Source organism: Shewanella sp. SM32 (genome assembly GCF_025654235.1).
GTDB classification, from domain to species: domain Bacteria; phylum Pseudomonadota; class Gammaproteobacteria; order Enterobacterales; family Shewanellaceae; genus Shewanella; species Shewanella oncorhynchi.
Genome location: NZ_JAKKRO010000015.1, coordinates 48,390 through 69,355, shown reverse-complemented (window position 1 = coordinate 69,355; position 20,966 = coordinate 48,390). Strand labels below are relative to the sequence as shown.

Annotated in this window: 21 protein-coding genes; 10 read left to right on the top strand and 11 right to left on the bottom strand. The window is 46.2% G+C overall.

All coding sequences use genetic code 11. The annotated features are described in order from the left end of the window. Positions 1–2 precede the first annotated feature (2 nt). The 7 genes from nqrE to dinB all read left to right on the top strand — a co-directional run bounded on the left by nqrE (position 3) and on the right by dinB (position 5,781). Positions 3–611 carry an NADH:ubiquinone reductase (Na(+)-transporting) subunit E gene (nqrE, locus tag L5M10_RS08460; protein WP_006080469.1) on the top strand — a complete coding sequence of 203 codons (609 nt, stop codon included), beginning with the start codon at positions 3–5 and terminating at the stop codon, positions 609–611. A gap of 46 nt (positions 612–657) precedes the next feature. Next, positions 658–1,914 carry an NADH:ubiquinone reductase (Na(+)-transporting) subunit F gene (gene nqrF / locus L5M10_RS08455; RefSeq protein WP_028761565.1) on the top strand — a complete coding sequence of 419 codons (1,257 nt, stop codon included), beginning with the start codon at positions 658–660 and terminating at the stop codon, positions 1,912–1,914. Between the two features lie 98 nt (positions 1,915–2,012). After that, positions 2,013–3,059 (top strand): FAD:protein FMN transferase, encoded by a 1,047-nt coding sequence (locus tag L5M10_RS08450; RefSeq protein ID WP_113939874.1) that lies wholly within the window; start codon positions 2,013–2,015, stop codon positions 3,057–3,059. A gap of 15 nt (positions 3,060–3,074) precedes the next feature. After that, the gene (gene nqrM, locus L5M10_RS08445; RefSeq protein ID WP_105250019.1) at positions 3,075–3,299 is read left to right on the top strand and encodes a (Na+)-NQR maturation NqrM; all 225 of its coding nucleotides are present in this window, start codon (positions 3,075–3,077) and stop codon (positions 3,297–3,299) included. Positions 3,300–3,551: 252 nt separating this feature from the next. After that, on the top strand, positions 3,552–4,025 hold the full coding sequence (gene bfr, locus L5M10_RS08440; protein ID WP_006080475.1) for a bacterioferritin: 474 nt from the start codon (positions 3,552–3,554) through the stop codon (positions 4,023–4,025). A 9-nt stretch (positions 4,026–4,034) separates the two neighbouring features. Then, complete coding sequence (bfr, locus tag L5M10_RS08435; RefSeq protein WP_263192018.1) at positions 4,035–4,502, top strand: bacterioferritin; 468 nt, start codon at positions 4,035–4,037, stop codon at positions 4,500–4,502. Positions 4,503–4,704: 202 nt separating this feature from the next. Beyond that, entirely contained in the window at positions 4,705–5,781 is a 1,077-nt protein-coding gene (gene dinB / locus L5M10_RS08430) for a DNA polymerase IV (protein ID WP_219255278.1), read from the top strand. A 28-nt stretch (positions 5,782–5,809) separates the two neighbouring features. Here the strand turns inward: dinB and L5M10_RS08425 are convergent, their stop codons facing one another. Beyond that, positions 5,810–6,709 (bottom strand): LysR family transcriptional regulator, encoded by a 900-nt coding sequence (locus L5M10_RS08425; RefSeq protein WP_263255167.1) that lies wholly within the window; start codon positions 6,707–6,709, stop codon positions 5,810–5,812. Between the two features lie 92 nt (positions 6,710–6,801). Between L5M10_RS08425 and L5M10_RS08420 the strand changes: the two genes are divergently transcribed. Beyond that, a complete protein-coding gene (locus L5M10_RS08420) occupies positions 6,802–7,734 on the top strand; it encodes a DMT family transporter (RefSeq protein WP_263255165.1) in 933 nt (310 codons plus the stop codon). A gap of 152 nt (positions 7,735–7,886) precedes the next feature. On the opposite strand, the gene L5M10_RS08415 is transcribed toward L5M10_RS08420, so the two are convergent. The 3 genes from L5M10_RS08415 to L5M10_RS08405 form a co-directional block, all read right to left on the bottom strand. Next, entirely contained in the window at positions 7,887–9,533 is a 1,647-nt protein-coding gene (locus tag L5M10_RS08415) for a methyl-accepting chemotaxis protein (protein WP_263255164.1), read from the bottom strand. 95 nt (positions 9,534–9,628) lie between these two features. Next, positions 9,629–10,183: a cache domain-containing protein gene (locus tag L5M10_RS08410; protein ID WP_028761558.1), complete on the bottom strand. Its 555-nt coding sequence runs from the start codon at positions 10,181–10,183 to the stop codon at positions 9,629–9,631. A 243-nt stretch (positions 10,184–10,426) separates the two neighbouring features. After that, positions 10,427–11,887, bottom strand: a complete 1,461-nt coding sequence (locus L5M10_RS08405; protein ID WP_263255163.1) for an aminoacyl-histidine dipeptidase — start codon at positions 11,885–11,887, stop codon at positions 10,427–10,429. A 219-nt stretch (positions 11,888–12,106) separates the two neighbouring features. On the opposite strand from L5M10_RS08405, the gene L5M10_RS08400 reads away from it, so the two are divergent. Continuing rightward, the gene (locus tag L5M10_RS08400) at positions 12,107–13,645 is read left to right on the top strand and encodes a leucyl aminopeptidase family protein (RefSeq protein ID WP_263164228.1); all 1,539 of its coding nucleotides are present in this window, start codon (positions 12,107–12,109) and stop codon (positions 13,643–13,645) included. Positions 13,646–14,720: 1,075 nt separating this feature from the next. Further along, positions 14,721–15,041 carry a hypothetical protein gene (locus L5M10_RS08395; protein WP_263255162.1) on the top strand — a complete coding sequence of 107 codons (321 nt, stop codon included), beginning with the start codon at positions 14,721–14,723 and terminating at the stop codon, positions 15,039–15,041. A gap of 46 nt (positions 15,042–15,087) precedes the next feature. Here L5M10_RS08395 and L5M10_RS08390 read toward each other — a convergent pair whose 3' ends face one another. The 7 genes from L5M10_RS08390 to L5M10_RS08360 all read right to left on the bottom strand — a co-directional run bounded on the left by L5M10_RS08390 (position 15,088) and on the right by L5M10_RS08360 (position 20,746). Beyond that, the gene (locus tag L5M10_RS08390) at positions 15,088–15,432 is read right to left on the bottom strand and encodes a DUF2956 domain-containing protein (protein ID WP_173246420.1); all 345 of its coding nucleotides are present in this window, start codon (positions 15,430–15,432) and stop codon (positions 15,088–15,090) included. A 114-nt stretch (positions 15,433–15,546) separates the two neighbouring features. Next, positions 15,547–16,386: a heme ABC transporter ATP-binding protein gene (locus L5M10_RS08385; protein ID WP_263255161.1), complete on the bottom strand. Its 840-nt coding sequence runs from the start codon at positions 16,384–16,386 to the stop codon at positions 15,547–15,549. Positions 16,387–16,396: 10 nt separating this feature from the next. Next, the gene (locus tag L5M10_RS08380; protein ID WP_028761552.1) at positions 16,397–17,413 is read right to left on the bottom strand and encodes a FecCD family ABC transporter permease; all 1,017 of its coding nucleotides are present in this window, start codon (positions 17,411–17,413) and stop codon (positions 16,397–16,399) included. Positions 17,414–17,463: 50 nt separating this feature from the next. Beyond that, positions 17,464–18,357 (bottom strand): ABC transporter substrate-binding protein, encoded by an 894-nt coding sequence (locus L5M10_RS08375; RefSeq protein ID WP_411569211.1) that lies wholly within the window; start codon positions 18,355–18,357, stop codon positions 17,464–17,466. A gap of 190 nt (positions 18,358–18,547) precedes the next feature. After that, complete coding sequence (locus L5M10_RS08370) at positions 18,548–18,985, bottom strand: ExbD/TolR family protein (RefSeq protein WP_168824988.1); 438 nt, start codon at positions 18,983–18,985, stop codon at positions 18,548–18,550. Beyond that, positions 18,982–19,737: a MotA/TolQ/ExbB proton channel family protein gene (locus tag L5M10_RS08365; protein ID WP_219250302.1), complete on the bottom strand. Its 756-nt coding sequence runs from the start codon at positions 19,735–19,737 to the stop codon at positions 18,982–18,984. The genes L5M10_RS08370 and L5M10_RS08365 overlap by 4 nt, the downstream gene beginning before the upstream one ends. A 136-nt stretch (positions 19,738–19,873) precedes the next feature. Then, positions 19,874–20,746, bottom strand: coding sequence for an energy transducer TonB (locus L5M10_RS08360; protein ID WP_263185506.1), 873 nt, complete (start codon positions 20,744–20,746; stop codon positions 19,874–19,876). Positions 20,747–20,966 lie beyond the last annotated feature (220 nt).

Sequence of the window (20,966 nt, the reverse complement as noted above, 5' to 3'; positions counted from 1 at the left end):
CGATGGAACATTATATTAGCCTGTTAATTCGCTCTGTTTTCATTGAAAACATGGCACTGGCCTTCTTCCTAGGTATGTGTACTTTCTTGGCTGTGTCTAAGAAAGTCACTACCGCCATGGGCCTAGGGATTGCGGTAGTTGTAGTGTTAACTATCTCTGTCCCAGCAAACCAAGTTATCTATCAAGGGCTGCTAGCTCCTGGTGCACTTGCTTGGGCTGGCGCACCTGAAGCTGACTTAAGCTTCTTGAAATTCATTACCTTTATCGGTGTGATTGCGGCTTTGGTTCAAATTCTGGAAATGGCACTGGACAAGTACTTTCCACCTTTGTACAACGCATTAGGTATTTTCTTACCTTTGATCACAGTGAACTGCGCGATTTTCGGTGCGGTATCATTCATGGTTGAGCGTGACTACAAGCTGGGCGAGAGTGTGGTGTTTGGTTTCGGCTCAGGAGTGGGTTGGGCATTAGCTATCGTATTGATGGCCGGTATCCGTGAGAAGCTGAAGTATGCCGACGTGCCTAACGGCCTACGTGGTTTAGGGATTACCTTTATCACCGCTGGTTTGATGGCCTTAGGTTTCATGTCGTTTTCAGGTGTGTCTCTGTAAGAGACACATAACGGCTTCTTGAATTGGACCTTCTAAGGATAAGTTAATGGATATTCTTGGTATTTTTAAATCTACTCCGCTCGAGGTTTACCTCGGTGTGAGTATGTTTACTGCTATCGTCCTCATCTTGGTATTAGTGATTTTATTCGCTAAGTCTAAGTTAGTGGCTAGTGGTGACATCACGATCGGCATTAATGACGATCCTGAAAAAGCGATTACAACCGGTGCGGGCGGTAAGTTGTTAGGCGTTTTGGCTAACAGCGGTATCTTCGTATCGAGTGCGTGTGGTGGCGGTGGCTCATGTGGCCAATGTCGCGTGGTGATTAAGTCTGGCGGCGGCGATATTCTGCCAACGGAACTTGACCACATCAGCAAAGGTGATGCCCGTAAAGGTTGTCGTCTTTCTTGTCAGGTTAACGTTAAGAACGATATGGAAATCGAGCTTGACGAAGAAATCTTCGGTATCAAGAAATGGGAATGTGAAGTTATCTCTAACGATAACAAAGCCACTTTCATTAAAGAACTGAAGCTGCAAATTCCTGATGGCGAGTCTGTACCATTCCGTGCTGGCGGTTATATTCAAATCGAAGCACCTGCTCATCATATTAAATATGCAGATTTTGATGTACCTGCACAATACCGTGGCGACTGGGAACACTTCGGTTTCTTCAATCTTGAATCTAAGGTTGATGAAGAAACTATCCGTGCATACTCAATGGCTAACTACCCAGAAGAGTTCGGTATTATTATGCTGAACGTGCGTATTGCTACGCCTCCACCACGTAACTTGACTCTGCCTTGCGGTAAGATGTCATCTTACATTTGGAGCTTAAAAGCTGGCGATAAAGTGACAATTTCTGGCCCATTCGGTGAATTCTTCGCGAAAGATACCGATGCAGAAATGGTGTTTATCGGCGGTGGTGCGGGTATGGCGCCAATGCGTTCACATATCTTCGACCAACTGAAGCGTCTTCAGTCTAAACGTAAGATGAGCTTCTGGTACGGTGCACGTTCTAAGCGTGAAATGTTCTACGTAGAAGATTTCGACGGCCTAGCGGCTGAGAATGATAACTTCGTATGGCATGTGGCACTTTCAGATCCTCAACCAGAGGATAACTGGGATGGTTACACAGGTTTTATTCATAACGTATTGTATGAAAACTATCTGAAAAACCATGATGCTCCAGAAGATTGTGAGTTCTACATGTGTGGACCTCCAATGATGAACGCTGCCGTCATTGGTATGTTGAAAAATCTTGGTGTCGAAGACGAAAACATCCTGTTGGATGACTTCGGCGGCTAATGTTCATTAGTCCTAGATAGAAAAGTTGCAGATGTTGAGGTTAACCTTTCATCTGCAACTTTTGCATTTAAGGGCCCAAATAAGAGTAGTAGGTCACTATGTTTCAGACCTTAAAGATCAATACCTCAGCGTTAAAGTATTCATTTAACTGGCTAGTCCTCGTGGGACTGGCCTTTTTTGTTTCAGCCTGTTCAAAGCAAAACGAAGTCATTTCGTTGGCCGGCAGCACTATGGGCACGACTTATCACATTAAAGTCGTCCCGAATGAGCAGATGCCGACGGCGCAGTTACTTCAAGCGGAGATTGATTTAGCCCTTGAGCTAGTCAATGACCAGATGTCGACCTATCGGCCTAATTCAGAATTATCCCGTTTCAACCAATTGCCATTGGAGCAAAGTGTTGAAGTCTCACCGGATACCATAAAAGTGGTGCAAGAGGGAATACGTTTATATCAAGTGACGGATAAGGCACTTGATATTACCTTAGGTCCTTTAGTTAATCTGTGGGGTTTTGGACCTGATAAGCGTCCAACGAAAGTTCCGACACAGGCTGATATTGATGCGGCTAAAGCCAAAACAGGGATTAGTGAACTTTCCATTGAAGGCAACCGTCTAAGTAAGCACAACACCTATTTATATGTAGATTTATCATCAATCGCGAAGGGATTTGGGGTTGATAAGATCGCTTCCATTCTTGATAAATACCACGCGACAGGGTATTTAGTTGAAATCGGTGGCGAACTGAGTATCAAAGGTGCCAAAGGTGATGGAAGCTCTTGGCGTGTTGCTATAGAGCAACCGACCAATGATGGCTCTGAAGCCGTACAGCAGGTTATTGCACCTGGTACTATGGCGATGGCGACCTCTGGCGACTATCGTAATTATTATGAAGAAGACGGCCAACGTTTTACGCATATAATCGATCCGCGTACTGGTTTGCCGATAAATCATAAGTTAGCATCCGTGACTGTATTGCATCAAAATTGTATGACGGCCGACGGTTTTGCGACGGCCATGATGGTTTTGGGCACAGAAGCATCATTGGAGCTTGCCAAGAAGGAACACTTGGCGATAATGCTAATCGAAAAGCAAGGCGACGGATTTAAGGTCTATTACAGCGACGCCTTCAAGCCTTTCCTTATTTAGTTTTTGGAGTAAACCATGACCTCTTTTATCGCGGCATTTGTGATCTTGTTAGTCTTCTTTTTGCTCATGTCGATTGGTTATCTCATCAAGCGCAAAGCCGTTGAAGGAAGTTGTGGCGGTTTAGGTGTTCTAGGGATTGAAAAAGCGTGTGATTGTGATGACCCTTGTGACAAACGTAAACGTCGTATGGCCGCTGAAGAAGCACGTCGTGAGAAGTTAACGAAAGACCGCATTATCTAAATAGTCTTGATTCGATCATAGCCTCCGATTTAGGGAGCTATTTTTTGCCTCGTATTTTCTTACACGGGTTAATCATTTGAGATTTATCCTTGGGATTAGAGTGGGATAGCAAGTTAATCTAAGCAGGAATGAGAATGCTTTTCATCATTAAGTGAGTGAAATATAAAGATAATTTGAGTTGGTCGATAAATTGTACTAGGCTAGAAGCTTGATTTAGATCAATCTTTTCACGCTTACCAAGGATAGTAACTTATGAAAGGTCATCCTAAAGTGGTTGGGCAACTGAATCGGGTGCTTACCTGTGAGTTGACCGCCATCAATCAATATTTCCTCCATGCCCGCATGTTTAAACATTGGGGCTTAGAGAAGTTAAACCACGTCGAATACAAAAAATCCATCCAAGATATGAAGCATGCCGATAAGCTCATCGAGCGAGTGCTGTTTTTGGAAGGTCTGCCTAATCTGCAACAACTCGAAAAACTTCGCATTGGTGAACATAGCCAAGAGATGCTCGATTGCGATCTGGCCATGGTGCAAGAGCAGCTTACATTGCTGCGTGATGCGATCAGCTTGTGTGAAGCTGAACAGGACTATGTGAGCCGCGATCTGCTGGAAGATATTCTCGAAGACGAAGAAGAGCACTTAGATTGGCTTGAGTCGCAGCAAGAGCTCATTACGCTAACCGGTATTCAAAATTATCTACAATCGCAAATTAGCGACCAATAGGAGCAAAATATGAAAGGCGATAAAGACGTCCTCGATGCGTTAAATCGACTCCTAACGGGAGAACTCTCGGCAATGGATCAGTATTTTGTCCATGCCCATATGTACGAAGATTGGGGCCTGAAAGAACTCTATGAGCGTATCGCCCATGAGTCAGATGATGAGAAAGCCCATGCAGCCAAATTAGTGCAGCGCATTTTATTCCTCGAAGGTACACCCAATGTTGCCGCCCGTGAGGCATTGAACATAGGTAAAGATGTAGAAGAAATGCTACGTAATGATCTCGCCTATGAATACAAGGTCGCGGACGATTTGCGCAAAGTGATTGCACTGTGTGAGCAGAAGCAAGATTACCAGACCCGCGAAATCCTTGAAGTATTACTCGACGATACAGAGTCTGACCATATGTATTGGCTCGAAAAACAACTTGGGCTTATTGACCGTGTTGGATTGCAAAACTACCTGCAAACTAAGATGTGAGCCTTAGATTGTTAGGTTGAGTAAATACCTAGGTCACTGAGTGTAATGGCCTAGGAAACTCAGTTATTAAGCATGTCTGTTGTTCCTCACACTTGTCTTGTTCTCTTTTCCAGCGCTAGGCCACATCTTATTGGCCCAAATCTATCAGGAATACTTGATTACTGTTTTTATATACAGTATTTTGGCGTTGGAGGAATTCAACGTGCGAAAAATTATTCATATCGATATGGACTGCTATTTTGCTGCAGTGGAAATGCGCGACTTTCCTGAGTACCGTGGCAAGCCTTTAGCTGTGGGTGGCAGTAGCGACCGTCGCGGTGTTATTAGTACTTGCAGTTACGAGGCACGTAAATTCGGTGTACGTTCAGCAATGGCGACGGCTTATGCCTTTAAGTTGTGCCCTGAGCTGATTTTAGTACCAGGCCGGATGCAGGTTTACAAAGAAGTGTCGCTACAAATTCGTGAAATATTTTCCAGATATACCCAATTAATTGAGCCGCTTTCCTTAGATGAAGCTTATTTGGATGTGAGTGAGTGCCAACAATATAAGGGCTCTGCGACCTTGATTGCCCAAGCGATTCGTCGCGATATCTTAGCCGAAACGGGTTTAACCGCATCGGCGGGTATCGCACCAGTAAAATTTTTAGCTAAGGTCGCCTCGGATCTGAACAAGCCAAACGGCCAATATGTCATTACGCCAGAGACGCTTTCTGAGTTTGTTAAGACCTTATCGCTGCGTAAAATTCCCGGTGTTGGTAAAGTCACCGCAGAAAAGCTCTCTTCGCTCGGGCTCAATACCTGTGGTGATGTGCAAGCTTATTCTAAACCTGAGCTCTTAGCGCGATTCGGTAAGTTTGGTGGCGTGTTGATTGAGCGTTCCCAAGGCATAGATGAACGGGGTATTTCTGCCGACAGAGAGCGCAAATCAGTGGGTGTTGAAACCACGTTAGCAAAGGATATTTATAGCTTAGAGCAGTGCCAGCAGGTGATGCCGAGTTTGATCCAAGAACTGTCGTTGCGTTTAAGTCGCAGTGCTAAGGAACGCAAAATACATAAACAGGTGGTCAAACTTAAGTTTAACGATTTCAAGCAGACTACAATTGAGCACCGCAGCGATGAAGTCTCGATTGTAATGTTCTATGAGCTACTCGCACAGGCTATGGAAAGGCAAGAAGGCCGTGGCATTCGTCTATTGGGGATTTCAGTTGGCCTTACTGATTCTACTCTTGTCGTCGCCACAAGCTTAAACGGCCAGACTCAGCTGGATTTAGCTCTCTAGTGGGTGGAGCACAATAGCCTATATTGGCTCAATAAGCCTCGGGTGGATTTGCCAGCATAAAATCAATTAACAGTCTGACCCGTAAGGGCAGGTTGTCCCGATCGCGATACATCAAGTAGGCGGTGCGCGGAATACCTTGCCACTCGGGCAGTATTTGAATGAGTTTGCCACTTCGTATCTGTTCACTCGCCATGCTGATGGGTATGAGTCCAATCCCAAGCCCCGCCACCACGGCCTGACAGGCAATCGCCATATCATCGACGGCTAGTTTGATATTCCCCATTGGTTCAAACTCGACATTTTGCCCTGTGCTATTGTGCTGTAAACGCCACGTTTTTGTGGGCTTGGCGATGATAACCGGATGCTGATCCAGCTCTTCAATGGATTGCAGCGCATGCCACTGCGTTGCCGATGTGCTGGTGCAAAGTACAAAGCTAATCGTGGTAAGTGGCCTTGCAATCCAATCGGGATCTTTAGGTTCGCCCACTCGAAAGGCGATATCGATGGCGTTTTCACTGACATCGATATTCATGTTCGACAGACTTAAATCGATATCAATATTGGGATAATGCCGTTGGAAGGCGTTGAGTGATTCACCTAGCCAGCGATAGGTTGTATTGATGGGCGCCGAGATCCGCAATTTGCCAACCGCTTGATGTTTATCCGCATGCAACTCACCAGATACCTGGTTTAACTCGATAAATAGCGGGCCGCAGCGTTCGAGATACCGCTGACCTGTGGCGGTAAGGTTGACTCTATGGGCGTCTCTGTGCAGTAAACGCAGACCTAAGGATTGTTCTAACAGATTGATTCGACGGCTTAAGGTTGAAGGTGGAATGCCTAAGTGCTGCGCCGCGAGCTTAAAACTCCCTTGCTGTGCCACCACCCAAAATAAGCGCATATCGTCTAAGGAATAATTAAGTTTCATATTTGGAATTTAAGCTCTCAATCTTGTTGGTTTTAATAATATATGAAACTTATAAACTAAGCTCAATCCCAATTACCTCCCTAGAGGCCGATATGAAATCCCATACACCTTACATGACATTCGTTTGTCTACTGATTTGCGTTTTTAGCTGGGGCAGTGTGTTTCCGATTGCTAAGCGAGTGCTGGAGGAGATGTCAGGAGAGTCCCTCGTCTTCTGGCGTTTTACCATTGCGGCTGTGACTCTAGCGTTATATATCGTTTTTACTCGTCAGGCTTGGCCCAAATTGAGTTTGGTGCAATATATTGTCATAGCGTTAGTGGGTGTGATTGGTGTGGGCGGCTTAAATCTGGCGTTATTTAATGGCCTGCAGCATACCTCTGCTGCCAATGGTGCCTTGATTATGGCGCTCAGCCCGCTGGTGACTTCAATCGTCAATGCGCTATTACAGCGTGAATGGCTCAGCAGACAACAAGTGTTTAGCTTAGTGGGTGGATTGGCGGGCGTACTGCTAGTGATCACCAACGGTAGTGTGCAGCAGTTGCTCAACTTTAGTTTTAACCAAGGTTATGTGATGATTGCCGCCGGCATGTTGGCGTGGAGTGGTTATACCATTTGTTCGCAACGGGTCGGCCATTGGTTGCCTGTGTTGCCCTTTACCTTGCTGAGTATGATAGCTGCCAGTGTGTCTATGTCCGTGGTTGGGCTTGGCCGAGGTGAGTTTCACCCTTGGCTGGAGTTGATGGAACTGTCGGCAACGGCTTTTTCTAGCGTGCTCTACATAGGTTTGTTCGCCACTGTGCTCGGTTATCTGTTTTGGATTAACGGTGTTAAGGCGCTTGGCCCCGCTAAGGCATCGATTTTTTTTAATCTCGTGCCCGTTTTTGCAGCATTAACGGCGTTAGCCATGGGGCAGGCGGTGACGGAAATTCAATTGGTAGGGATGCTGATAGTGATCCTTGCGTTGATGTTACCTATGTTAGTCAACTTACGCGCGGCAAGAGGCTTAGTGGTTAAGCGCTGCTAATCAGTGCTAGCTTTGCTGTTTAAATATAAGGGAGCACCTGAATTCAGATAATCACTGCGGCAGGTTTATGCTCCCTTATTCGTTAGAGGGGACTTTTCAAACATCACTGATTTACAAAAGGTAACTTATATAAAAGCTTTCACCCTCAAAAATTACAGTTTAAAGCGGCTGACCAGCGCCGTGAGATTACTCGCCATTGACGAGAGTTGTACGCTTGCTGCGTAGATTTCATCAGTGGTTCGTAGACTTTCCTCCGACTGTTCGGCAATGTGTTGAATATTTTGATGGCTCTCGTTGGCCATAGTGGTTTGCGCTTTAGCCGCGAGGGCGATTTGATTGTTCATCTCACTAATTTGGCTGACCATTTCTGCAATATGCGCTAAGGCTTCACCGGCATTACTGGCGGCTTCTACGCTTGAGATAGCCTTTTCATTACCGATATTAATCGCTGCCACAGCGCTTTGAGTGCCATTTTGCACATTGGCGATCATCAATTTAATTTCTTCGGTTGATTGGTGAGTCTTAGAGGCAAGGGATCGTACTTCATCTGCAACCACTGCAAACCCGCGTCCTTGTTCGCCTGCTCGCGCCGCTTCAATTGCGGCGTTAAGGGCTAATAGATTCGTCTGTTCGGCAATGGCTTGAATCACCTCAAGCACGCGGCCGATATGTTGGCCTTCCTGTTCGAGTTTATTGATCTGCATTTCTGCCGTGCCTACATCTCCCGCAAGTTCACGAATCACATTGATGGTTTTTTTCACTCTTGCCTGACCGTCGGCGGTAAATACGTCGGCTTGTTTAGCGGCATCGGCGGCATGACTGGCACTGACTGATACTTCTTGTACTGAGGCGGCAATATGATCGCTGGCATCGGCGATTCTGTGGGTGGCAGCTTGTTGATCCATCAAGTTATGTTTTGCTGATGCGCTGGTTTTGGCTAGACCTTCGGCAGCGGTGTTGAGCTCTGATGTAGACTGTTTAAATTGCGAGATAATACCGTGTAAGTTATCGAGAAAATGATTGAATGCCTTGGCGAGATCACCAAGCTCGTCCTTAGAGGTTAAGTGGACTCGTTCGGTCAAATCGCCATCACCATCGGTAATGTCGTGGATTTTTGCGAGTAAAACCGCCAGCGGTTTGCTGATGAGTTTAGGCAGTGCAACGATAAAGAGTATACAGATCAAGAGACTGATGGCTAAGGCAATTAACTGCATCTGTTGTCCATGATTGGCATCATCATCTACTTGGGCTATCGCTGCGGTAGTATTACTATTTAAATCATTGATTAAATGATTAATGTTCTGGTGTAGTTGCTCGAATTGCGTTGCTACTTGACCGAAACTAAGATCAATCGCCGTCGTTCTACCGTTACGGCCATTTTGGGTGCGTTGATTACTGATTTCTGTGGTTGTCGCTCGCCAAGTATCGAAACTGTGATTTAATTCATTGAGCTTATCTTTAGCGATGGGACTTGTGGTCACATCGGCAAACTTATCAATATGTTCTTTAACGAGAGAGATACTATTAGTGTGCTGCTTTAAAAGGTCGTTGTAAGAGTCTGTGCCCACGTTAACAAACATCAGGCTGCGCTCGGCCACTTGAGCTTGATAAAGCTCTTTATCGGCTTGTAGTAGTTCAGATTGGCTAGGTAAGTATTCAAGCGCGAGTGTATTCGCGCTGTGATTTAAGGCTTTGAGTCCTAAAATGCCAGTTGAAGAGGCGAAGATGACTACGCCAGCGAGTAGCAGACTTGGATAAGTCAGTTTCTGATTAACGGATAGATCTTTATACCATTCCATAGTCACGCCCTCCTTGATTGATGCACTGAAAAGGTGAGAGCCGCAATAACCTCTGTGGTAAGAGGATGCAGCCCATCACTGGCGTTCTCTGGTAATTAGAGTCCAAATTGATCTAGGTTGATCCCAATCGTGATAGCACCAATTGCAGCATCGCCATCCATCACTGGAATAGAAATTTGTACTAGATAGGCTTGGGAGCTCTCGTCAAATTTGACCGGACCTATGTGTTTATCGCCTTTGCCATTGGCGAATGATTTTTGCCATTTATCCTCATCACCCTGCCAATAATCTGAAGTTTTACTGATCATGGCGACGTTCGCGCCTTGATTGTCCATGAGGAAAATTTCTTGGTAGTAAGGTTTGCTGGCTTCGAAGGTCGTGAGAAACTTGGCCGCTTCGTTGTTCATCAGGGATGACATAAAGTCATCAATACCTGCGGTGGCAATCCATTTTTCATCTAATGTTTTGATTGAATCTAAGCTTTTGCCTTGGGCATTTTGCGCTTTAACAGCATTCACCAGTACCACTTCTCTGCCTAATGGCATCAGTGAATCGGCTAGGTCGATAACGGCTTTGGGGACTTCTTCGGCGAAACTGAGGTTACTGCTGAGCAGTAGTGCGGCGGCAGACAAGATTTTACCAAATTTCATGATCTCTATTCCTTAAGGTCACAGTATTGAAGGGGAAAGCGGTTATCTCTAAAAGCGCGATAAGCAAAAATACGTTAGGGTAAGACAGAACAACTATAGTAGAAAATTCAAGTTATTCAGTTCTTTCATAAAAATTTTATCGATGGCATTTCTACACAAATAGAATCCGCGGTAAAAATAAGGCCACATCTGACTTGAGCAGATGTGGCCTTGAATTGAGTGAGCTTGGGTAAGGTTAGAATATTAAGCCTTGACTGGAATACGCTCGAGTACGGCTAATAATAAGGTCCAATATTGGCCGACTGTGGTGATGTTTACCATTTCGTCTGGACCGTGTGGATATCGAATGGTGGGACCAATCGAGACCATGTCCATGTCTGGATAGGGTTTCTTGAATAGGCCACACTCGAGACCTGCATGGATCACCATGATCACTGGCTCTTTGTGGTAAATGTCTTGATAGGTTTCGCGCACTATTGCCATTACAGGTGAGCTGTTATCTGGCTTCCAGCCTGGGTAAGCACCGCTTAAATCGATATCGGCTCCGGCTAAGTTGGTCAGCGCAGTTAACATGCCTTCGACTTGAGTACGGCCAGAATCGATCAGCGAGCGGATAAGGCACAGGATAGTGACTTCTTCATCGTTAGTGCTGATAACGCCAACGTTGAGCGAGGTTTCAGTCACACCTTCGACTTCATCACTCATGCGGATCACGCCGTTCGGGCACACATGCAGCAAATCGATCAGGGTATTTTGGCTGTTTTCGCTCATCACACGTTTTGGCGTTGGGATAGTGTTTAACACTAAACGCATATCGGGATCGGCAATGGCGAGTTCGGTGCGGATAAGCGCTTCAAACTCAGCGACTTTTTCGTTTAAGGCGCTGACGTTTTCTTCTGGCAACATAAAGCTGATGTTGGCTTCCCGTGGAATCGCATTACGCAGTGAACCGCCGCTAAATTGGGTCAACTCCAACGTTAAATCATCTGCGTTTTCAAAGAGGAAACGCGCCAATAACTTGTTGGCGTTGCCGCGACCTAAGTGAATGTTCACCCCAGAGTGACCCCCTTTTAAGCCTGATAAGTGCAGGCTAAAGGCTGAGTAACTTTGCTCAGACGCTTGCCACACCATAGGCAGGGTGATTTGAGCATCGACACCGCCGGCGCAGCCCATGTAGATTTCACCTTCTTGCTCTGAGTCAGTATTGATCAGAATGTCTGCGTCTAACATGCCAGCCTGTAAACCGAAGGCGCCTGTCATGCCCGCTTCTTCATCTATCGTCAGCAGCACTTCTAATGGGCCGTGCTTGATATCATCAGAGCCTAAAATGGCTAAAGCCGATGCCATGCCAATACCGTTATCTGAACCTAAGGTTGTACCCTTGGCTTTAACCCAATCGCCATCGACATAAGCTTCGATAGGATCTTTAGTAAAATCATGCACTTTATCGGCATTTTTTTGTGGCACCATATCGATATGGGCTTGAATAACCACGATTTTACGATCTTCCATACCCGGCGTCGCAGGTTTACGGATGATCAAGTTGCCAACGGCATCCTCAACGACGGCAAGTTGTTTGCTTTTAGCCCACGCTTGAATGTGCTGGCTTAAGGCTTGCTCATGCTTAGATGGATGGGGAATCGCACAAATTTGTTCGAACCATTGCCATAATGGCTGCGGATATAACTGACTTAAGGCTGTCACTTGAGTGTCCCTCATAAGGTCTTGTGGGTATAGGGCAAATTTGCGGCCATTCTACCACATTCTGTGCAGCCAAATAATCTCAGCGTCACAGGCTTTTGGTGAGCTGGCAGCCAAAGTTTCCAGTTCGATTTTTTCTGGGAGTGTCGGTACCACTTTTAGATTGGTAATTAAGCGATAGAGCGGGAATAATGCAGGCACAATAATGAAAAAGGATGGGTCATGTTTCAAGTTAACTTCGTTGATGTAAAAGCAGAAAATGCTATTTTTGATGGTGAAGGCTGGGATGCGGTTGTGGTGGTGACGCCCGATCTGGATTCTATCGGTTTTGATGAGATAGGTTTATTGGCTCAGCACGGTGCCCACGTGGATAAGCGCGTGGGTAAGAGCCCGACATTACTGTTTGCCCCAGGGCTTGCGGGAGGGCGTTTGATCATTGCCCCTGTCACCCAAGTGAATGACGAGTATGTGGACGTGCGAGTCTATGCCAATGCTGCAAGGGCGGCGATTGCCATTGCAAAAGACGCAGGCGCAAAACGTCCATTGTTATATGTAGTGCCATCGAAGGACTCACGTTTTAGTTTTGCCTCTGAAGTTGCAGCATTAGCCTGCGGTCAAGAACTGTGGCAAACCTTAGAGCTGCGTGAAGCGACGGGCTTAACACCTGCATTTGAGGCCATAGGGTTATTATCTTCATCAACCCATAACAGCAATTTGCTCAATGCCTTAGAAGCTGGCCGCCTATTAGCGCGGGATTTGTGTGGTACTGAACCTGAGCGCATGTCGGCTAAAGCCTTTGCGGACTATTGTTTACAATCGTTTGCGGGCAGCGTGATCAAAACCGCAGTGGTAGAAGACAGAGATATTTTAGAGCGTGATTATCCGCTGCTCAGTGCTGTGGCGCGTTCTTCTTTTGCCGTCGGTCGTCATCAGCCTCGCGTGGTGAAGCTAGAGTATCTGCCTGAGGGTCAAGTGACTCGCACTTTCCTGTTTGCGGGTAAGGGCGTGATTTACGATACCGGCGGCGCCGATCTGAAAGTCGGCGGCGCTATGGCGGGTATGAGTCGTGATAAAGGCGGCGCTTCTGCCGTGGCGGGTTTATTTAAAACTCTGTCAATGCTAAAGCCTAAAGGTATTCGAGTCATTGCCGAGTTAGGTTTAGTGCGTAACAGCATAGGCAGCGAAGCCTTCGTGACCGATGAAATTATTACGAGCCATGCGGGTGTGCGGGTACGAATTGGTAATACGGATGCTGAAGGGCGCTTAGTGCTGGCGGATTTACTGAGCCATTTACGTATCAAAGCCGTGTCGGCGGTGAAGCCTGAGATGTTTTCGGTAGCAACACTCACAGGTCATGTCGTACGTTGTTATGGCAGCTATCCCGCGGCGGTGGAAAACTCTGTGGCGAGTTCACAGCAATGCGCTGTCACTTTACAGCAGCAGGCGACTCAATGGGGTGAGCCCTTTGAAGTGTCTACATTACGCCCTGAAGACTTCGCTAAGATCCGCGATGTGTCAGGCGCTGCTGAAATATTATCTTCCAATAATGCGCCATCATCGATTACCGCCCGTGGACATCAGTATCCCGCGGCATTTTTACTGAAAGCGTCGGGGCTATTTGATCATGGGGTTAATGCCCCTATTCCCTTGGCTTACACACACTTAGATATTGCAGGCAGTGCAACAGAAGGTGATCCGCTCTACGGCAAACCTACAGCGAGTCCGCTGGTGGGCTTGTATCAATATCTGATCAATCGCTAACGGGTAGGGCGTGTTGACGTTTCAGGGTTATTTTTGCAGCGAGTTGGCTGGCTTTTATGCAAGGTAAAGCCCGTGCGGTGTAGTTATTCTACATAAACGGGCGATAACGCAGCAGAAATGCCAGCCAAACGCTGCCCGAAGGGTTCGTCTGGCAAGCTCTTGCTCTTTGTCACTCGTCATTTGAGTAGAATAACTACACGTCACTCCTCGTTTCGCGATCACGAGCTTGCCAGAGCGAACAAAATTTAATCTCGAAACGTCAACACGCCCTAGTAACAAAAAGAAATAATTCTGTAATATCTTATTTATTAGATATTTACAGGGTTATTTCTGTTTTTCTGTGAAACAGATCGCCATTAACCTCACTATAATTGTGTAATTTAATTACATTAAAAAGCCTTAATCAAAAAAAATACAAATAAAGGTTGTAATAAAACTACAAATCCATATAATTACTTTCGTGGATTAGGCACTACGCCTTTCCTCTCTAGTCTATCCAGGATGGATATTTTTCTCCAAGGACCTGAGTGACAAGTCGTCTCAACGGATATGAGAATCTCTAGTTCCAAGGAACCGAGCCAAGCTTCACTAGAGTACTTAATCACAACTAATTTAGGAGTATTGACTATGTCTTATACAGGCAACAACCATATTTATTGGCAAAACACTTGGTTTAACACTGATGTTTTGCGTGGCGGTTTATTCGCCATGAGCTTTAAGGCCTAACCCTCCTTAAAGTTTTAGTTTCCATCATCCATCAACCTTTGTATCGCCTTTTTTGGCGTGTTTAGACTCAAGTAGCATATTGATGTTTTTGCATGGATATGCCAGGTTTTTCCCGCTAGCGCGGTAATGTACTTCCCCGAAAGGGACGCTTGAAATATGTCTTTGCCTGCTCATTGAGCAGGCTTTTTTTTGTCTTTTTTTCGCTTAAGTATTTAACGGTTTTGCCTGATGTAATGAGCGTAAACGGTTCGTGTTAGAAGTGATGTGGTATGGACAATAAATGGATATGGGGTTCAATATACAAGCTATCGGCCTATCGCTTGTGATACTTGTTACTCAGGGACTGTTTATGGACACTAAGTTGTTTTTTCAAAATGGTAAGTTAACACTGGATATCAACCCCAGTGAGATGCGAATGTCGCATTGGGTTTATGCGCCAGTGTTAATCAATACTGAAACGGCGGAAGTGATTTTTGATTTATCAGGGAAGGGCTGGGATTTTCGGTCTGCAGAAGAAAGTGGTGATGACATCATTTTAAAGCTTGCCCGTTATCCTGATGCGAACAATGTATTTAGGCTCGTTCTGAATATATCAAAAGACCGAGCAAGCCTTAACGGTAATATTTTTTCAATTAATGATGTGTGTAAGGTATTAGAGGATATTGCCTAACAAGTGATATATGGATGTCTTAATTTTTATATATAAATCATAGCTTTTAATCTGCAAAGATATATGCGGCAAACCCTACCCAACTTAATAGTAAAAGCGTTATGGCAATCCAAGTCGCGGTGGTGAACTGACGTTGAGATTCGAATAATGCGTCTGAATCCTCTAGTTCATCAGTGTCATTAACTGTGCGAGATTTTGCTCTCAACTGTTGTTTACGTGCTTTATCCCGTTCGCGAGCTTTGGCTTTTTGCAGCTTTTTATATTCAGCTATACCTTTTTCAATCCCTTGGGCAATGAGTTTAGTTTGCTCTTTGGTTTGGCCCGGCTTTTGGGTGGCTTTGGCTGCGACTAGTGCTTCTTGTTGAGTTTCTGTCGAGATAGTGGGTTTCATCTTGGCTCTGCCTGAATTAATGCGGCTGTGGCTAAAAGGTGATAGCTAAAGTGTAAACGCAGCGATTATACCCACATTAGATCTCAAAAACGTAAAATGAATATCTTCTTTCCATTAAAAAATCAGTGGGTGTCCACCCTGAGGGGAGGGGATATATACGGGCTCGTAGTCCCATACTTCCCTAATGGTATCAACCGACAGAGCATCGGATGGCGTGCCTTCACTGACGATTCGCCCTTGTTTTAACACAATTAATTGATCGCTATAGCGCGCGGCTTGGTTTAAGTCATGCAGTACCACTATTACAGTGTAGCCTTGTTGGTGAGCTAAGTTTTGGGCTAATTCAAGTACTCTGTGCTGCTGGGCAAGATCTAACGCCGATGTTGGTTCATCCAGTAATAGTACGGGCGGAAACGGCGATTGCCTGAGTTGAGTTAAGACTCTGGCGAGTTGGACTCGCTGTTTCTCGCCGCCAGAGAGGGTTGGATAGCTGCGCTTAGCCAGATGGGTTAAGCCCACTTGCGCCAGTTGCTCGGTAACTAACGCATCACCTTCTATCTTACTGATGGTTAAGGGATATAAGCCCATTGCTACGACTTCTGACACAGTGAAAGGAAAGGTGAGGCTGGCGTGTTGCGGCAGTACAGCTAAGGATTTTGCCAGCTCGCTCCTAGGCCAATCCGCCAGCTGGCTATGGCCTAGTCGTATACTTTGCCTTGGTGTGCTGATTTCTTGGCAAAGGGCTTTAAGCAGGGTGGATTTACCCGCACCATTTGGGCCGAGTAGGGCGGTTACCGCACCCGATTGAAACTGTACATTAATATCACTGAGCACGGTTTTTGGACCGATGCTGACATCGAGCTGACAAATGCTGAGCTCGGTGCGATCAAATTGCGCCTTAGCTGAATAAGTTGTCGATTGTGATGGTTGATTTGCAAAGGATGTTGCAGCCATAAAAACTCGCTTAGATTAGCTTACTGCGCTGTTGCAGTAGTAAAAAGATGAAGAAAGGCGCACCGATGAGCGCGGTGACGAGTCCAACGGGTAACTCGGCAGGCGGTAAAAAAGCGCGCGCGCCGATATCGGCCAATGCCAATAGGGCTGCACCTAAAAGTGCGCTGATGGGCAGCAGTTGGCGATGATCTGGCCCTAACATCATGCGCACTAAATGCGGCACGACGAGGCCGATAAAGCCGATAATTCCTGTTGCAGCTACACTTACGCCAACCCCTAAGGCGCAAAGCAAAATAAGCCTAAGTTTGAGCCTATCGACATCTATCCCTAAGTGGCGTGCTTCGGATTCGCCAAGCAGCAAGGCATTGAGTGCCGCCGCATCTTGGTGAAATCGCCAACTCAGTAGCGCTAAGGTCACAAGACAAAGGCTGACATATAGCCACTGCGCACCTGCAATCGATCCCATTTGCCATAGGGTTAAGTCACGTAGCGCCATGTCGTTGGCAAGATATGTGAGAACACCTATTCCTGCGCCTGCCAGCGCAGCTATGGCAACACCCGACAAAAGTAATAATACGACCGATGTACCTGTTGGGCTGCTGGCGAGTCGGTAGACGATAAGGGTGGTCACTAATCCCGATGCAAACGCACTGATGGGGATCATCAACGGATTCGCGTTGGGTAACAGCACGATACAGATGGCTGCGCCAAGTGCTGCGCCGGATGACACTCCGATAATACCGGGATCCGCTAAGGGATTGCGAAAAAGCCCCTGCATTACCGCGCCGCACTGTGCGAGCGTAGCGCCTACTGCTAACGCCAGTAATGTCCGTGGTAAGCGCACATTGTTGATTACTAGTTGCTCGTGGGGCGCAATATTGCCGATATTTTGCTGGGTAGCCCAATTGAACACTGCATTTAGGGCGTCGACAAAGCTGATGCTAACAGGGCCAGTGCTGACCGAGAGTAAGCCGCTTAGGGCTAACAGTGTGACTAGACTCGGCCAGAGCCAGCGGTTGAGGAACATCTCAAATATCCTTTCTATTTTTATCTGGGGTTAATTAGTGCTAACTGTACTCATCGCTGCGTTTGTGAATGGTTTTGCTTGAGCAATGTGCTGGCGAGCGTATCCGCGGCGCTTATGGCACTGATGCCTAAACCACCGAGAAGGGCTTGCGGTGCTAGTGTTTGAATATGGCCGTTTTCACCTGCTGGGGTATGGGCGAGTAGTGGCATCTCTTTCAACAGTTCTTGAGCAATTTGTGCATTAGTTTGATCTGTGGGTTTATCGCTACGCTTTGACAGCAAAATAATGTCGGGCTGCAAGGACAGAATCCCTTCTTGAGACATGCTTTTGTAGCCATCAAACTCGGCGATATTTTGTGCGCCAGACAGCTCGATAATAGTATCTGCGGCTGTGCCTTTACCGCCAACCCGAGCACCGCGGCCTTCTTGTAACAGCATGAAGAGAATTTTTGGCTGAGAGCCCGCATCGCGCACTTGTTGTTTTTTACCCGCTAAGCTTTGCAGTTGTTGATGTAAATCTTGTTTTAATTTAACCGCATGTTCTTGGCGATTGAGTAAGTGACCTAAGGTATCCACATTGTTCATCAGTTGTGGTTCATCATTTGTTGCGGGTAATTGCACGACTTGGATATTCGCTTGTTTTAATACCTTTAGTGTGGTTTCAGGTCCCATCACATCTGAACCGACAACCAGCGTAGGGGAGAGGGCAATAATGCCTTCGGCGGAGAGCATTCTGTGATAACCAAGCTTAGCCACATGGCTCAAACTTTCAGGCACATAGCTGGTGGAGTCGATGGCAACTAGTTCATTGCCTGCGTCGAGGGCGAGCACGAGCTCTGTGACTCCTGTACCCGCACTCACGAGTCTTATCTCTGGCTCGGCACTCAGTTCAGCGCTAAAAACGCTTGAGGATAGTAAGGCCGTAAGTGCTGATGTGAAAAACATCAATTTTTTTAATGTCTTATATGTGCGCTTATGTTGATAACGCTGAACTCTGGAACCTTTTTTTACTGGTATTTTAGTTGCTTGAAACAACATGGTTAAACTCCTAATACAACTTGTTCGTGACAGGCTTAGATGCCGTTTTTTGATATCAGACTTTTGCTTTCTCATTTAAATGGCTGGTTCGGATACGCTAATGCTCCATCAAAATTTGTGTCTGACTGATGGACTGCGTCTGCAACAGTGCAAGCAGTTGCATCAAAGGTTCCACTGGCGCGGCTTTGTCGGCGGCAATGACAACCGTCGCCTTCGGCATAGTCTGAAAATGTGCAGTAAATTCAGTGGTAAAAGTGGCTAAGTCATCAAACTCTTTGCCATCAATAGCCCAATAAGGCGCTGTTGCCATGATATTGATGGCAATTGTTTGTTTGTTGTCGATTGCCGTGATAGCTGAGCTTGGGCTTTGTGGCACATCTACCGGCAAACTCAATAATTGGCTATTTGCCGTCAGTAGTAAAAACACCAGCACGATAAAAATAATGTCGATTAACGCGGTTAAATCTAGGCTCGGAAGTTGCTCAGGCGAAGCAATGCCAGCCTGCGATAAGAATGATTTATCTGCACTTATCATGTCTGTGGCTCAATTTGAGAATGGGGCTTGGATGCCAATTTTTGCTCGACGCTGGTTTTACTGACTCGGGTGAATGCATGGTAATGATTGGCATCAATTGAAATATCTTCGATACCCGCTAACCAGAGATTGAGTTGATTGAGTACATGCCCTGCGCGCAGGCATTGGCCTTGAGCCCAGATCCCAAAAAGATGGGCGGCGGTAATGGCGGGCACGGCGATCATGAGTCCGGCAGCTGTGGTGTTCATCGCAAGGCCCAGTCCAGCACTGAGTTGTGCTGGAGTGACGGGGCCTTGTGATTGCCCGAGTTGGGCAAACATTTCGATGAGTCCTAATACTGTGCCGAGTAAACCGAGTAGTGGACTAATGATGCCAATCACTTGTAAAACCTTGAGTCCGGCTTGCAAGTCGCGTTGTTGCTTATTGAGCCACAGACTGAGTAATTCTTCCCTTAGCACTTTTGGCTGGTGGACTTGTTTGAGTAACAAGGTCGCGCCACGGGCGAGTAAATCTTGCTGTGCGCTGGTTTGCGCTAGCAGGGCGCTGACGTTTTCAGTGGTCGCCGCTGATCTTGATTGACGCAATGCTTTTACCCAGGCCTGTTTTTTGGGCCAGATTGACAGCAAAGTTTGATGCAAAAACAAGGCGCTACGTTCAAGGCAGATCATCAAAGCTAAAAAAGCACATAACAACAAGGGCCAAGTCAGCACGCCGAGTTGAGTCTGTAGGGTTGAAAAATCAGTTACGGGCATTAAGCCTCTCCAATCTATTGAAAAAGTAGTTTTATATGTAAGTTAGTAAAACAAAAATCAGGCTAGTTGTGCGGTGGCTAATTCCCTACGAGCTAACTCTCCACGGGCTAACTTTTCAGTGGCAACATTGGGCCTGTTAGTTGAGCGCGAAGCGAATAGGCACTCTGACCTTATAATGACTCGCTAGCCTTTGCGCTGGCGCCGCAAATTGCCAGTTTTCAACTGCATCTAACGCGGCTTGATCTAACAGACTGAACCCTGAGCTTTTTACTAACGTCAGTGCAAGTTGCTCACCAAGTTCGTTAAACATCACTTCTATGGTTGCAGTTCCTTCTAGCCCTTTTTTACGCGCTATCTTTGGATAAGTCGGTTGCGGTGGCGCTGCAGCGAACAGCGGTTTGGCTAATTCCACTATGTTAGTTTGGGCACTGTCAGCTGTTGCACTGGCCACATTTGGGGTCGCTTTTGCATCAACTTCGGCGGCGTTAGTGATTAAATCTATTTGTGCAGTTTTGGGTTCTGTTTGTTGTTCAACTTGTTCGAGTCGCTTATGTGCTAAAACGCTTGGATTTAAAGCACTTGGTTCTAAAGCGTTCGTCACTAAAGGGTCCGTATTCGGATGATTGTTAGCCGTGGGTTTTGTTGCTGAAGATTTTTTGGCGATTTGGCTGTCAATTCGTTGATCAGCTTTAGTTTTCGGGATAACCACCTTATCGACAGATCCTACAGTTGATACTTTTTGCGCTGTACTGTTTTTTTGCACTGTACTGTTCACAGTGGCTACTTTGGCGTCTATTTGCTTGATGGGCTCTGCACTCGTGTTGCTTTTAGTGCTAGTCGTGGTAGAAAAATTAAGGGTGACAGTATTCGCGCTGGGAGTGAGCGATGCTTGATTTACGCTCGATGTTTGGGCGCTTGGCTGCATAGTCATAGCGGGTTGGGAGGCGATAACACCCGTCTGGATGGCAACCGTTAACGCGCCAAAGGCAAGATATCGTTTTGGTGTCACAGCAACCTCTTTTTTCTAATGAAAGCCATTTTTCTAATTAAGATATCTCAATATAAACAAGATCGCAAATGATAATGATTTGCATTTGATCTATTTTGTTATCTCAGGTAGAGTGCCTGCAATAGCTCGAATGAGCGCTTAAAAAAGCAGCTAAACCGACAATTTATCCTACTTTATGGGTACTGATTGCCTTGGGCTCGATCTGGAAGAGGCTCAATCT